Annotated in this window: 12 protein-coding genes and 2 tRNA genes; 3 read left to right on the forward strand and 11 right to left on the reverse strand. The window is 67.9% G+C overall.

Annotated features, from left to right (window positions below; translation table 11 throughout):
* Positions 1-117 precede the first annotated feature (117 nt).
* Positions 118-717 carry a 3-isopropylmalate dehydratase small subunit gene (leuD, locus tag B4E96_RS12935; RefSeq protein WP_165882518.1) on the reverse strand — a complete coding sequence of 200 codons (600 nt, stop codon included), beginning with the start codon at positions 715-717 and terminating at the stop codon, positions 118-120.
* Positions 718-727: 10 nt separating this feature from the next.
* Positions 728-2,158: a 3-isopropylmalate dehydratase large subunit gene (leuC, locus tag B4E96_RS12940; protein WP_259797511.1), complete on the reverse strand. Its 1,431-nt coding sequence runs from the start codon at positions 2,156-2,158 to the stop codon at positions 728-730.
* 124 nt (positions 2,159-2,282) lie between these two features.
* On the opposite strand from leuC, the gene B4E96_RS12945 reads away from it, so the two are divergent.
* Together B4E96_RS12945 and B4E96_RS12950 are read left to right on the forward strand one after the other, a co-directional pair.
* Positions 2,283-3,002: an IclR family transcriptional regulator gene (locus B4E96_RS12945; protein ID WP_102161721.1), complete on the forward strand. Its 720-nt coding sequence runs from the start codon at positions 2,283-2,285 to the stop codon at positions 3,000-3,002.
* A 404-nt stretch (positions 3,003-3,406) separates the two neighbouring features.
* Positions 3,407-3,985 (forward strand): DUF4282 domain-containing protein, encoded by a 579-nt coding sequence (locus B4E96_RS12950; RefSeq protein WP_286957931.1) that lies wholly within the window; start codon positions 3,407-3,409, stop codon positions 3,983-3,985.
* Here B4E96_RS12950 and B4E96_RS12955 read toward each other — a convergent pair.
* From B4E96_RS12955 to B4E96_RS12965, 3 genes are all read right to left on the reverse strand, one after another.
* On the reverse strand, positions 3,972-5,330 hold the full coding sequence (locus tag B4E96_RS12955; RefSeq protein WP_286957932.1) for an MFS transporter: 1,359 nt from the start codon (positions 5,328-5,330) through the stop codon (positions 3,972-3,974). The two genes, B4E96_RS12950 and B4E96_RS12955, sit on opposite strands and share 14 nt — an antisense overlap.
* A gap of 97 nt (positions 5,331-5,427) precedes the next feature.
* Positions 5,428-5,500: transfer RNA gene (locus tag B4E96_RS12960), tRNA-Glu, on the reverse strand.
* A gap of 1 nt (position 5,501) precedes the next feature.
* A tRNA-Gln gene (locus tag B4E96_RS12965) sits at positions 5,502-5,573 on the reverse strand.
* A 100-nt stretch (positions 5,574-5,673) separates the two neighbouring features.
* On the opposite strand from B4E96_RS12965, the gene B4E96_RS12970 reads away from it, so the two are divergent.
* Complete coding sequence (locus B4E96_RS12970; RefSeq protein WP_102161718.1) at positions 5,674-6,408, forward strand: SDR family oxidoreductase; 735 nt, start codon at positions 5,674-5,676, stop codon at positions 6,406-6,408.
* 68 nt (positions 6,409-6,476) lie between these two features.
* On the opposite strand, the gene B4E96_RS12975 is transcribed toward B4E96_RS12970, so the two are convergent.
* The 6 genes from B4E96_RS12975 to B4E96_RS13000 all read right to left on the reverse strand — a co-directional run bounded on the left by B4E96_RS12975 (position 6,477) and on the right by B4E96_RS13000 (position 14,005).
* The gene (locus B4E96_RS12975; RefSeq protein WP_286957935.1) at positions 6,477-7,781 is read right to left on the reverse strand and encodes an alpha/beta fold hydrolase; all 1,305 of its coding nucleotides are present in this window, start codon (positions 7,779-7,781) and stop codon (positions 6,477-6,479) included.
* Between the two features lies 1 nt (position 7,782).
* Positions 7,783-9,273, reverse strand: a complete 1,491-nt coding sequence (gene gltX / locus B4E96_RS12980; RefSeq protein ID WP_286957936.1) for a glutamate--tRNA ligase — start codon at positions 9,271-9,273, stop codon at positions 7,783-7,785.
* A 105-nt stretch (positions 9,274-9,378) separates the two neighbouring features.
* A complete protein-coding gene (locus B4E96_RS12985) occupies positions 9,379-10,185 on the reverse strand; it encodes a fumarylacetoacetate hydrolase family protein (protein ID WP_102161715.1) in 807 nt (268 codons plus the stop codon).
* A gap of 66 nt (positions 10,186-10,251) precedes the next feature.
* Positions 10,252-10,956: an SRPBCC family protein gene (locus B4E96_RS12990; RefSeq protein WP_286957937.1), complete on the reverse strand. Its 705-nt coding sequence runs from the start codon at positions 10,954-10,956 to the stop codon at positions 10,252-10,254.
* A complete protein-coding gene (gene cutA, locus B4E96_RS12995; protein ID WP_286957938.1) occupies positions 10,953-13,403 on the reverse strand; it encodes an aerobic carbon-monoxide dehydrogenase large subunit in 2,451 nt (816 codons plus the stop codon). The genes B4E96_RS12990 and cutA overlap by 4 nt, the downstream gene beginning before the upstream one ends.
* A complete protein-coding gene (locus tag B4E96_RS13000; protein ID WP_259855340.1) occupies positions 13,400-14,005 on the reverse strand; it encodes a (2Fe-2S)-binding protein in 606 nt (201 codons plus the stop codon). The genes cutA and B4E96_RS13000 overlap by 4 nt, the downstream gene beginning before the upstream one ends.
* Positions 14,006-14,026: the final 21 nt, after the last annotated feature.

The raw sequence follows: 14,026 nt of genomic DNA on the forward strand, positions 1-14,026 counted from the left end.
CGCCGAGGCGGTGGCTCGGCGGCATGGCGTGCGTGACCAGCCTAGCGAATCGTCGGCCGGTCAGCCTGTCACCACACTGTCAGAAAGGAAGTACGCGCTCAGGGTCAGCGCGCTGTCTCAGACCTTCGCCGGCAGCGTCTGCGGCTTGAAGCTCGGACGGGAGGCCTCATAGGACTCGATGTCGTCTGCGCGCCCGAGGGTCAGGCTGATGTCGTCGAGGCCTTCGAGGATCCGCCAGCGGGTGTAGTCGTCGATCTCGAAGGGCACGGTGAGCGAATCGCAGGTCACGGTGCGGCTTTCGAGGTCGACGGTGATCTCGGTGCCGGGCTGGTTGTCGAGAATCTTCCAGATCAGCTCGATGTCGGACTGCTCGAGCTTGGCGGCCACGAGGCCCTCCTTGCCGGCGTTGCCGCGGAAGATGTCGCCGAAGCGGCTGGAGAGCACGGCTTTGAAGCCGTAGTCCTTGAGCGCCCACACGGCGTGCTCACGTGACGAGCCGGTGCCGAAGTCGGGGCCGGCGACGAGCACCGAGCCGCCGGCGTAGGCCTCCTGGCTCAGCACGAAGTCCGGGTCCTTGCGCCAGCGGGCGAAGAGGGCATCGTCGAAGCCGGTGCGGGTGATGCGCTTGAGGTAGACGGCCGGGATGATCTGGTCAGTATCGACGTTCGAGCGGCGCAGCGGCACGCCGGTGCCGGTGTGCGTGGTGAACTTCTCCATGGTTCCTCCCTCAGGCGCTGACCGCAGTGCGGTCATCGGCGGTCAGGTCAGCAGGCGATGACAGGGTGCCGCGCACCGCGGTGGCCGCGGCGACGAGCGGGCTGACGAGGTGGGTGCGCCCGCCCTTGCCCTGCCGGCCTTCGAAGTTGCGGTTCGAGGTCGAGGCGCAGCGTTCGCCCTCGGCGAGCTGGTCGGGGTTCATGCCAAGGCACATCGAGCAGCCGGCGAAGCGCCACTCAGCACCGAAGTCGGTGAACACCTCGTCGAGGCCCTCGGCCTCGGCCTGCAGGCGGACCTTCGCCGAGCCGGGCACGACCATGAACTTCACATCCGGGTGCTTGGTCCGGCCGCGGATGACGTCGGCTGCTGCGCGCAGGTCCTCGATGCGGCCGTTGGTACACGAGCCGAGGAAGACGGTGTCGATGGCGATGTCGCGCAGCGGCATGCCCGGGGTCAGGTCCATATAGGCCAGAGCGCTCTCAGCGGCGGCGCGATCGTTCTCGTCGACGATCTCGGCCGGGTCCGGGACGTTGGCGCTCAGCGGCAGACCCTGACCGGGGTTGGTGCCCCATGTGACATAGGGTTCGATGTCTGCGGCCTGGAGGACCACCTCGGCGTCGAAGACCGCGTCGTCATCAGTCCGCAGGGTATTCCAGTATTCGACGGCGGCATCCCAGTCGGCGCCCTCGGGGGCGTGGGGGCGGCCGTGGATGTAGTCGAAGGTCGTCTCGTCCGGGGCGATCATGCCGGCGCGGGCACCAGCCTCGATCGACATATTGCAGATCGTCATGCGGGCTTCCATCGACAGCTTGCGGATCGCCTCGCCGCGGTATTCGAGGACGTAGCCCTGTCCCCCGCCGGTCCCGATCTTGGCGATGATCGCCAGGATGATGTCCTTGGCCGTCGAGCCTTCGGGCAGCTCACCGTCGATCGTGATCGACATCGTCTTGAACGGCTTGAGGCTCAGCGTCTGGGTGGCGAGCACATGCTCGACCTCGGAGGTGCCGATGCCGAAGGCGAGCGCACCGAAGGCGCCGTGGGTCGAGGTGTGGGAGTCACCGCACACGACGGTCATGCCCGGCTGGGTGAGTCCGAGCTGCGGGCCGACGACGTGGACGATGCCCTGGTCGGCATCGCCGAGGGAGTGCAGGCGGATGCCGAACTCCTCGGCGTTGGCGCGCAGAGTCTCGATCTGCTTGCGGGAGGTCGGATCGGCGATCGGCTTGAAGATCTCCAGTGTCGGAGTGTTGTGGTCCTCGGTGGCGATCGTGAGGTCCGGGCGGCGCACCGGCCGGCCGGCGAGGCGGAGTCCTTCGAATGCCTGGGGGCTCGTCACCTCGTGCACGAGGTGAAGGTCGATATAGAGCAGGTCGGGAGCGCCGTCGTCGCCGCGTGCGACGACATGATCGGCCCAGACTTTCTCGGCCAGTGTCTTGCCCACAGGATCCTCCTACATGCGATTCGTGCCTGAGACAGGTCACGGGTGCGGGTTGGCCACCGACATTAATGCGCCATTTTGCATGGTGAACTTGCATCTCGATTTTTGAGATTGCAGAATGTTGAACATGAGCACTCAAACTGGTAGCGGCGTGGGGGTCATCGACAAGGCCTCCCTCGTTCTTTCTGCACTCGAAGCCGGCCCGGCGTCCCTTGCCGAGCTCGTCACGCTCACCGGCCTCGCCCGCCCGACGGCACACCGTCTGGCCGTGGCCCTGGAGTACCACCGCTTCGTCGGCCGCGATCTGCAGGGCCGGTTCGTGCTGGGCCCCCGCCTGGCCGAGCTGTCCTCGGCTGCCGGTGAGGACCGGCTGCTGGCAGCCGCCGGGCCGGTGCTCAACCAGCTGCGCGACCGAACCGGTGAGAGCTCCCAGCTGTTCCGCCGGCAGGGCGATCTGCGCCTGTGCGTGGCGGCAGCCGAACGCCCGGTGGGCCTGCGCGACTCCGTGCCGGTCGGAGCGACCCTGAGCATGCGCGCCGGTTCGGCCGCACAGGTGTTGCTGGCCTGGGAGGAGCCCGACCGCCTGCACTCGGGACTGCGCGGTGCCCGCTTCACCGCCACGATGCTCTCCGGTGTGCGCCGCCGCGGCTGGGCCCAGTCGATCGCCGAACGCGAACGCGGCGTCGCCTCCGTCTCCGCTCCTGTGCGAGGACCGAGCAACCGAGTCGTGGCTGCTGTGTCGATCTCTGGGCCGGTCGAGCGGCTGACCCGCCAGCCCGGCCGCCTGCACGCACAGTCGATCCTCGAGGCAGCCAAGGCCCTGACCGAGGCGCTCAACCGCGCCTGAACCGCTCCTCTTCACATCGCGGCATCGGACATCAGGTCCGGTGCCGCGATTGCGTGTGCCGGAAAGCTCTGCTGAGCCCGTTCCATTCCGTGTGGGAGTCATTAGGCTGGCAGGAACCGCGGAAGCGGTTCCACATATCCCTATATCGCACAATTGAGGAGAGAGGATGCCGATGACGTCACCTGGCCTGCTGTGCTGCCTGTCGCTGTTCATCGACACGAAGCGCCGGCAGAGCCTACATGACAAGGCAGCATCGACGGCCGTCATCAGCACAGCCGACCGCTGAGCTGAGCCTGGCACCGGCAGATGCCCGATGACAGACCGACGGTGCAGAGCGCCGGATCACCGCGGCGCTCTCCCGGCTGTCAGCACTGTCAGCAGCATCAACGACTGAGAGGAACACCATGACCCAGCCTCCGTCCCATCCACGGGACCCACAGCAGCCCCAGGACTCACGGCAGCCGATCGGATACCAGGCTCCGCATGCTCCTGCAGCCGACCAGTCTCAGCCGGGCGCCGCCAGCCCTTACGCTCACCCCTATGGCGGACAGCCGACCGGCGGAAACCCGTACGGCATAGAGCCCGGTTCCGGCTGGGGCGGCGCACCGGAAACCGAAAGACCGGTCAGCGGCCGGTCGGCCAGCGGCTTCTTCAAAGCCCTGTTCGACGTGAAGTTCGATCACTTCGTCAGCATCACGTGGGCGGGGATCATCTACGTGCTGCATATCCTCGCGTGCGCGCTCACGTGGATCGCCATCGTCGTCTTCGGCATCATCTTCGGTCTCGCCATGGGCGTGAGTGTCTTCGGTGAGTCGTCGTTCAACCCGCTGCCGCTCATCCTCGCGATCCTCTTCGGCTGGATTCCGGCCCTCATGCAGCTCGTCTACGGGCGCATGGTTCTGGAGTTCATCGTCGCCTCGATCAAAACCGCCGAGAACACCCGGAAGATCGCCGCAGACACACTCTCGCTCAGTCGGCGCTGAGCTGAGCCTCGGCGTCCTGAGACCGGGTGCTCAGGACACCACCGAAGGAGACGAAGATCCCGCCGAGCACGAGCACCACGACCACGGCAGCAGTCTGCCCGCCGAGCAGTGCGGCCAGTGCCGGCAGCCAGAATGGGAAGAGGGCCGGTATCACGATCGAGGCACTGTATGCGGTGCCGTAGCCGGTCGAGCGGACCTCGGCCGGGAAGATCTCTGAGAGGTGCGCACCGATCGGTCCGTAGGCGGTGACGGTGAGCGCCTGAATGAGGCACACGAGCGCGGCGGTGGCGACGATCGTCGAGGCCTGTGTGATGAGCACGTAGAGGGTCGGCCCGCCGGCTGCGGCGATGATGCCGGCGAGCACGAAGAACCGGCGCCTGCCGACGAGCGTGGAGATGTGCCCGGTCACCGACATCACCAGCGCCTGAGCGATCGCGGCTGCGGCCATGACGACCGGCACGGTCTCCGCCGTCAAGTGGGCGGCACTTCCGCCCTCACCGAGGTAGGCGGCCATCCGGATGACGACCATATTCGTCATCAGCCACAGCCCGGTCATGAGCAGGAACACCGCCCAGAACGGCCGCGCCCAGCGGCCGAACACGACCGCCCGCAGCGAACCGCGCTGGGCCGGACGCTCACCGGAGCCAGCCGCCTGAGTCTCCTCCGCCTCGGGCACGGCAGCATCCGCCGGCAGCAGCGTCGACGCCTTCGCATCGGCGACGTTGCGGTGATAGTAGGCGAGCACGAGCAGGGAGGCGATGCCGCCGGTGGCAAACGCCAGCCGCCAGCCGAACACGGCATAGGCCTCGGGGCCAAGAGCGGCGAGCAGGCCGAGGGTGGCCAGGGCGATCGAAGCCTGCGCCCATGGGGCCATCGCCATGATGAGCCCGGAGAACAGGCCGCGGCGGCGCGGGGCCGACCATTCCATCGCCAACGGGATCGCCGAGGTGTACTCGCCGGCGAGGAACATGCCGCCGAGGAACCGCAGCAGCAACACGAGCCCGATCGCAGCGATGCCGATCGTCTCGTGGGTCGGCAGGCAGGCGATCGCCAGAGTGCAGACGGCGGTGCCGGCGATGGCGACCTGGGTGATGGCGGTGCGGCCGAACCGGTCGGCCAGCCGGCCGAAGACGACCGCGCCGAAGGGCCGGCCGAGCAGCGTGGCGACGATCGTGAGCGTCGCAGCCCCTGCGATCGCCTCGCTGCCGACCAGGTGCGGCAGGGCTGGAGCGAGGGCGGTCAGCGGCAAGAAGATGTGCAGCTGATCGACGTAGTTGCCGACCACTCCGCCGGTCAGCGCGGCACGAGCCTCGCGCGGCGGGCGGGAGCTGGTATCTCGGGTCATGGTCTCCGTCGATCAAGCCAGGGCACCGCGCGGGGGCGGTGCCGGTGGGAAAGGACGAATCCCGGCGCCTGATCATGTCAGACACCGGGATTATCCGTACCCCCGAGCGGGTTCGAACCGCCGTTTCCGCCTTGAGAGGGCGGCGTCCTAGGCCACTAGACGACGGGGGCGCTGGGGTACCAGGACTCGAACCTAGACTAAGTGAACCAGAATCACTCGTGCTGCCAATTACACCATACCCCAATGCGCTTCGGAGGCTTGCGCCTCCCTGGCAACGAAAGATTACTCTACACACTCCGAACCCCGAGTGCAAAATCGCGTGAGGGGCGGCACAATGAGGCCCATGGACCTCCAGATCTCAGGCCGCACATTCATTGTCACAGGCGGCTCATCAGGGCTCGGATTGGCCACCGCCGAGGCGCTGGTCGCCGAGGATGCCAACGTCGTGATCTCCTCGCGCAGCCAGGAGAAGATCGACGCCGCTGTCGGTCAGCTCGGTGACCGGGCGGCCGGGCTGGCTCTCGACAATGCCGCTCATGACGCCGGTGAGCAGCTCTTCACCGCCGCCGCCGAGGCGTTCGCAGACGCACCGGTTGCCGGTGTGTTCATCTCCGTCGGCGGGCCGGCGGTCGGGCACTACTTCGACACAAGTGAGGAGCAGTGGCGCGAGGCCATCGAGTCGGTGTTCCTCGGCTCCCTGCGCCTGGCCCGCTGCGCCTGTGAGCGCCTGGAGACAGGTTCGGCCGTCGGGATGGTGCTGTCATCGTCGGTGTGGAATCCGATCCCCTCGATCGCGATCTCGAATGCGCTGCGGCCCGGGATTGCAATGGCGATCAAGAACATAGCCGATGAGATCGGCCCGCGCGGCATCCGGATCTTCGGTGTGGCCCCCGGTCAGATCCTCACCCCGCGGATGGGTGAGGCGCCCGATGCTGAGCAGCTGGAGCATGTGCCGCTGCGCCGGCTCGGGCAGCCGCATGAGTTCGGGCAGGTCGCAGCGTTCCTGCTCTCCCCCATCGCCAGCTACATCACCGGCAGCGTCATCGCCGTCGACGGCGGGATGGTCCGCTCACTGTGAGCCGCCGGACCTGAGCACACAGTCCTGAAACACCCGCGATTCCGGATACCGGACAGGGCACCGGGGTCTCAGATTTCGTCGCGGGTGAGCTTGAGCAGTCGGTCGAGCACCGCTCCTGAGGAGGCCGAGAGTCCGTTGTGCTCGTACTCGTTCGTCACCCACGGGCGCATCTGCGGCAGCAGTGAGGCGGTCTCCAGGGAGTACTGCTGGGGCACATAGGCGTCTTCGAAGTACACCGCGGCAGCCGCCGGCACCTCAGCGCTCCGCAGCTTCTCGGCATCCCACAGCCGCGGCCACTCGTGTGCGGCCACGCGTTCGGCGATGTTCTTCCACACCGCAAGCGGGCCGGTGGTGAACACGGCAGGTGTCATATGCTCACCGGCCATCAGCGTCGGATCGGTGCGCACCGCCTCGGGCATGGCAGCCTCGGCTGCCCAGTCGGTGACGCCCCCGTCAGCCCAGCAGCTCTCGTGCACGACCGCGTACAGCGGGTTGCGGCCGGCAAACGGCAGGGCGGCGGCGAAGTCGTAGCGGAAGGCGGCGGTGTCGATGTCGCCTTCGAGCAGGTAAGCGAGCCGTTCGGCCCCGCCCGAGGCGCCGAGGAAGTGGCCGAGCAGCCGCACGTGATCGCCGGTGGCAATCGTGCCGTCAGGCAGCTCCAGACCGGAGGCGGCCCGGGCGCTCAGCTCCTGCAGCTTCGCAGCCGCCTGCGGATACCGGGCGGTGAAGGCTCGCGACTTGGCCGTCATCTGCTGCCAGGTGGCGGCGTAGACTTCCCGCGGGTGCCTGCCGACGGCCGGCAGGCCACCGGTGAACAGCGCTTCGCGGATGACCTCAGGATGCTCGTTGAGGTACCGCAGCGTGCAGAACCCGCCGAAGGACTGCCCGAGCACACTCCACTGCTCGGCCCCGAGCGCCTGCCGGACGTCTTCGGCATCGGCGATGATCGAATCGGCGCGCAGGTGAGTCAGGTACCCAGCCACCGCCTCGGGATCGGTTGCATCGAGACCGGCCGGCAGCCCGGTGATGTGCCCGTCGACCCAGCCGATGGGGGTCGAACGGCCGGTGCCGCGCTGGTCGAGCATGACGATCCGGAAGTCCTTGAGCGCCCGTTCGATCCAGCCGGGGCTCGACTGGGTGGCGCGGAACGCCTCGTGCCCGGGACCGCCCTGCAGGTACAGCAGGTAGGGCTTGGCCGAGTCCTTCGTGCCCAGGATCCGGGCGAAGACCTCGAGTGTGGCCGGCTCCTCCCCCGTTCCCGAGGTGGACAGCGGCTGACCGTAGCCGCGGTCGACGGGCACGGTGAGGGTGAGCTCTTCGACGGTCAGCCCGGGCAGGCGCAGGCCTGGGACAGCGGTGGCGGTGTCAGTCATCTCAGGCGTCCTGCTCCTCGCCGTCGGCGAGGTGGTCGGCGAGCGCCCGCAGGCGGGTCAGCGAGGAGTCCTTGCCGAGGATCTCCATCGACTCGAACAGTGGCGGAGAGACCCGGCGGCCGGACACGGCCACGCGCAGCGGCCCGAAGGCCAGGCGCGGTTTGATGCCCATCTCCGCGACGAGCGCGGTCTGCAGGGCGTCCTGGATCGCCTGGGTCGACCAGTCATCGAGTGGTTCGAGCACGCGCAGGGAGGCAGCAAGCACCTCGGGGGCGGTGTCCTTGAGCGTCTTGAGCCCGTCGGCGGTGAGCTCCAGGTCGGCATCTGCCGTGAAGAGGAAGCCGAGCAGGTCCGGTGCTTCGCCGAGGAGGTTCATGCGGGTCTGCACGAGCGGGGCGGCGGCGGTGAGGATCTCGTTCTCCCGATCGCTGAGCTCGTCACCGACGATGCCGGCGCGCTGCAGGTAGGGCACGAGCCGGGTGCGGAAGTCAGCGGCGTCGAGCATGCGGATGTGGTCGCCGTTGATGGCGGTGGCCTTCTTGACGTCGAAGCGGGCCGGGTTCGGCAGCACGTCGTGGATGTCGAAGGCCTCGATGAACTCGTCGACGGTGAACACGTCGCGGTCGGGTCCGATCGACCAGCCGAGCAGGCCGAGGTAGTTGATGAGGCCTTCGCGGATGAAGCCGTTGTCGCGGTGGAGGAACAGGTTGGATTCCGGGTCGCGCTTCGAGAGCTTCTTGTTGCCCTGGCCCATGACGTAGGGCAGGTGGCCGAACTCAGGGGTCTGCTCAGCAACCCCGATGTCCTTGAGCGCTTCGTAGAGGACGATCTGGCGCGGGGTCGAGGACAGCAGGTCCTCGCCGCGCAGCACGTGGGTGATGCCCATGAGAGCGTCGTCGACGGGGTTGACGAAGGTGTACAGCGGCTGGCCGCCTGAGCGCACGACGACGAAGTCCGGCACAGACCCGGCCTTGAAGGTGATCTCGCCGCGGACGAGGTCGGTGAAGGTGATGTCCTCATCGGGCATGCGCACGCGCAGCACCGGTTCGCGGCCCTCGGCGCGGAAGGCGGCCTTCTGCTCGTCGGTCAGGTCGCGGTCGTAGCCGTCGTAGCCGAGCTTCGGGTCGCGGCCGGCGGCTTTGTGGCGGGCCTCGACTTCCTCGTTGGTGGAGAAGGACTCGTAGAGGTGGCCGGCGTCGACGAGGCGGGTGATGATGCCCTGGTAGATCTCGCCGCGCTGGGACTGCCGGTAGGGTCCGTCGGGTCCGCCGACGTCGATGCCCTCATCCCAGTCGAGGCCGAGCCAGCGCATCGCCTCGAGCACCTGGCCGTAGGACTCCTCGGAGTCGCGGCTGGCGTCGGTGTCCTCGATGCGGAAGACGAATGTGCCGCCGGTGTGGCGGGCGTACGCCCAGTTGAACAGGGCGGTGCGGACCATCCCGACGTGCGGGGTGCCGGTGGGCGATGGGCAGAAGCGGACTTTGACGCTCACAGTTTCCTTCGTTCTTCATCGATGCGTGTGCTGGTGGCTGGTGGGGTGAAACCGATCCCGAGGCGGAGGTCCCCGGTCCCGAGGCGGTGGTCGCCTGGGTACGGCTCAGGCGTCCATCACCGGGTTCTCGAGCAGGCCGAGGCCTTCGATGGCGACAGAGACGTGCTGGCCGGCTTCGATCTTCCCGACTCCTGCCGGGGTGCCGGTGAGGATGACATCGCCGGGCAGCAGCGTGATCGTCTCGGTGATGTGCTCGATGAGGGTCGGGATGTCGAAGATGAAATCCTCGGTCGTGCCGTTCTGGCGCTGCTCGCCGTCGACCCACGAGCGGATGGCGACGGCTTCGGGGTCGAAGTCGGTTTCGATCCACGGGCCCAGCGGGCAGGAGGTGTCGAAGCCCTTGGCACGTGACCACTGCTTGTCGGTGTCCTGGATGTCGCGCAGGGTGACATCATTGCCGGCGAGGTAGCCGAGCACGGTGTCGTAGGCCTGTTCGGCGCTGACCTGTTTGGCGACCCGGCCGATGACGACGCCGAGCTCGGCTTCATAGCTGACGTGCTCGCTGATCGCCGGGATGCGGATCGGGTCGCCGGGGCCGATGACGGCGGTGTTGGGCTTGAAGAAGGTCAGCGGGGAGACCGGCACGTCGTTTCCGAGTTCGGCGGCGTGGTCGGCGAAGTTCCGACCGACGCACACGATCTTCGAGCGCGGGATGATCGGGGCCAGCAGGCGGACCTCGTCGTAGGTCAGGCGGTCGCCGGTGGACTGGGCGGGGCTGAAGAAGGGGTCCGAGTCGAGGACGGCGATCTCCAGGCCCGAGGTGTCGGCCCGACCGTCGACGATCTCGCCGAGCTCGCCTTCGACGACGCCGTAGGTGGGCTCATCGTTGTGGACGAATCTGACAATGCGCATGGCTACAGTCTAGTCATGGGCAGCCCCGCCCGGGGGTTCTGCTGTGAGCCGCCTCACCCGCGATGATCAGCGCCGGCCGCTGATGATCGCTCCGACGACAACACCGAGCAGCGCGATACCGGCACCGGCGGCCATGCCGGTGAGGAAGCCGCCGGTCCCCGGGCTGCACGCCCCGGCTGCCGCCGGTGCGTGCCCGGCGGCGCCGCTGATTGCCGAGCCCTCGGACCCCGGTGCTGCCACGAGGCCTGTGTCCGACAGTGAGCGGGAGTTGGCTGCTGCCGGTGCGCCGGCCTGTGCACCGGGTGCGGCCTGCTCGCCGGCTTCCGGCACGCCCTCGGCGATCGCCCTGTCGATGTCGGCGAAGAACTTCGTGGCGATCCGCTTGGCGACTCCGCCGAGCATCCGCTGCCCGACCCCGCCGATCGGCCCGCCGAGGATCGCATCGGCCTCCCAGGTCACGGTGCTGCCCCCGCCTTCGGCGGCACTGAGCTGCACCGCGACCTCGGCGCCGATGGTGCCCGGTCCGCCGGCCCCGTTGACGGTGAGCACGAAGGATTCGGGCTCACGCTCTTCGGAGAAGACGACGGTGCCGTTGTAGGTGCCCTTGATCGCCGCGACCCCCATCGTCACGACGACCGCATACTTCCCGCCGCCTTCATCGCTGAAGGACTCCACGCCCGGGATGGTGGCCGCGAGGATCTTCTCATTGTGGAAGGCGTCCCAGGCTGTCTGCGGGTCGGCGTTCATCGTGGCGGTCGAGGAGATCTTCATCGGGTCACCTTTTCTTCTGCTCGTGCGGTGTCGGTCTCCGGCTCGCAGGCCGGATGCTGGAGGGACGGCCACTGGCCGGCGGCATGCTTCTCACGCAGCTCCCACAGCTCTGATGGGGAGATCGGCATGCGGGTGATGGGGAAGCCTTCAGCGTCTTCGATCGCCGAGGCGATGACCGAGGCACCGGGGATCGTTCCGGCCTCACCGGCGCCCTTGATGCCGAGGGGGTTGAGCGGGCTCGGGGTCTCCAGGTGGTCGGTTTCGACGGGCGGGATCTCGCTGGCGAACGGCATAAGGAAGTCCATGAAGGAGGCGTTGAGCAGCTGGCCGGTCTCGTCGTAGGCCATTTTCTCGTACAGGGCCCCGGCGATCCCCTGTGCGACGCCGCCGAGCACCTGTCCTTCGACGACGAGCGGGTTGACCATCTTGCCGCAGTCGTGGACAACGCAGTAGCGCAGCACCGTGATGTCGGCGGTTTCCGGGTCGGTCTCGACGATCGCGGCGTGCATGCCGGAGGCGAAGGTGGTCCGCTGCGGGGAGAAGAAGTCCCGCTCCTCCAGTCCCGGTGACTCACCAGGCAGCATCGGCGGCTTCGACTCATCGGATGGCATCCCGAACTGGGTGGCGGCCTTGGCAGCATCGTCGAAGGCGTAGCGCAGCGGGTTCGACATCACCGAGATGACCTCGAGCGGAATCGAGGCTGAGGGATCGCCTTTGACCTGCACGATCCCGTCGACGATCTCCAGGTCGGCCGGGTCGACTTCGAGTGAGCGCCCGGCGATCGTCAGTGCCTTCTGCTTAAGCTTCTTCGCCGTCAGGTGCACGGCGTTGCCGCTCATGACCGCCCCGCGCGAACCCCAGGTGCCCACCGAGTAGGGGGTCTTGCGGGTATCACCGGTGACGACGTTGACCCGGTCGATCGGCACTCCGAGCTCATCGGCGACGATCTGGGCGAACACGGTCGCGTGTGCCTGCCCCTGAGTGGTCAGGCCGGTCCACACGTTGACCCGCCCGGAGGTCTCGACTTCGATGTGCCCACCCTCATACGGCCCGGCGCCGGTGCCTTCGACATAGCAGGCCACGCCGATGCCGACCCGCCGGCCCTCGGCGGCGGCTTTCGCACGGTAGGCGGCGAAGTCGTCCCAGCCGATGAGCTCTTTGAGCTTGGCCATCGAGGTCGGGAAGTCACCGGAGTCGTAGATGCCCTCGCGCCCGTCCTGCAGGACGAGGCCGATCGGGTGCGGGAACTCGCGCACGAAGTTGGCCTCGCGCACCTCGGTGCGGTCGCGGCCGAGCGCATCGGCGACCGCGTCCATCGCCCGTTCCATCATGTACACGCCCTGTGGGCGCCCGGCCCCGCGGTAGGGGGTGACGATGACGGTGTTGGTGTACAGCGACCACCATTCGCAGCGGTAGTTGCGGACGACATACGGCCCGAGCACGTGGGTGGCGGTGTTGAGCGGCGGGATCACCCCGTAGGGCAGGTAGGCGCCGTTGTCGTGCCAGAACTTCACGTCGAGGGCGTGGATCTTGCCCTCGTCGTCGAAGCCGATGCGCACCTGCTGGAGCTGCTGGCGCTCATGGGCGGAGGAGATGAAGTGCTCGCGCCGGTCCTCGGTCCAGGCGATCTCCCGGTCCAGTGCCCGGGCGGCGGCTGCCACGCAGACCTCTTCGGGCCAGGGGTGGTTGATCTTGACGCCGAATCCTCCGCCCACATCGGGGGTGATGACCTCCATCTTCGTCAGCGGCATCTCCAGCTTCGCTGCCAGTGCCGCGCGCAGTCCGGTCGAGGTCTGCGTCGAGGAGTACACGATCATGCTCTCATCGTGGCGGTTCCAGCGGGCGAGCACGCCCTTGCCCTCCATCGGCATGCAGGCGCTGCGCTCGATGTCGAGGTCGATCTCGAGCACATGTGGGGCACCGGCCATCGCCTCGTCGACCGCGCCGACCTCGTCGATGCTGTGAGCGGCGATGTTGTCGGCGACATCGGCATGCACAGCGTGCTCGGCCGCGCGCGAGGTCGCGACCCCGACGACGGCAGGCAGGTACTCGTAGTCGACGTGCACGGCGCTGGCGGCGTCTTCGGCGATGTAGCGGTTGGCGGCGATGACCATGGCGATCGGCTCTCCGACGTGGTTGACGTCGACCTTGGCGAGCGCGTACCCGGTCTTCGGCGCGATGAGTGAGGGGTGCGGCAGCAGCATCGGCAGCCGCTCACCGGCTGCGCCGGGCAGGTCTTCGTGCGTCCACACGGCGTACACGCCGTCGATGTCGAGGGCGCCGGAGACGTCGATGTCGAGGATCTTCGCATGGGCGTGCGGACTGCGCACGAACGCCGCGGCCAGCGTGTGGGGCGAGGACAGGTCATCGACATAGGAGCCGTTGCCGGTCACCAGCCGCGGGTCCTCCTTGCGGGCGATCTTCTGCCCGAACATCCGTGTCGTCATCGCTGTCCTTCCCCGTCCGAGCCGGGTGCCCCGTCCGCGCCGGATGCCCTGTCGCCCGCACCCGAGGCGGCGGCCGCCTCGGGAACGGATCCGGTCCTGCGCAGTTCGGCTGCCCGCAGCACGGAGGCGACGATGTTCTGGTATCCGGTGCAGCGGCACAGGTTCCCGGAAATCGCCTCGCGGGCCTCCTCGGGTGTGGGGTCGGGGTTCTCCTCGATGAACGCGTCGATCGTGGTGATGAACCCAGGGGTGCAGAAGCCGCACTGCAGGCCGTGGCAGTCGATGAACGCCTGCTGCACATCGGAAGGGCGCTCGGGGTCATTGCCGATGCCTTCGACGGTGCGGAGGTCGCTGCCTTCGGCGGCGACAGCGAGCATGAGGCAGGAGCGCATCGGCTTGCCGTCGACCTGGATGGTGCAGGCGCCGCACACTCCGTGTTCGCAGCCGACGTGGGTACCGGTCAGCCCGATATCGTGGCGCAGGGCGTCGGAGAGCAGACGGCGGTCGGCGACGGAGATCTCGTGCGCTGTGCCGTTGACCATCAGCCGCACGGTGCGGTGCGGTTCCGGTTCGGTTCCCTCAGCGTGTGCCAGGCTGCTCACGTGTTTCGCTCCTTCTCTCAG

The sequence above is a fragment of the Brevibacterium sp. UBA7493 genome (assembly GCF_002479565.1).
Classification (GTDB): domain Bacteria; phylum Actinomycetota; class Actinomycetes; order Actinomycetales; family Brevibacteriaceae; genus Brevibacterium; species Brevibacterium luteolum.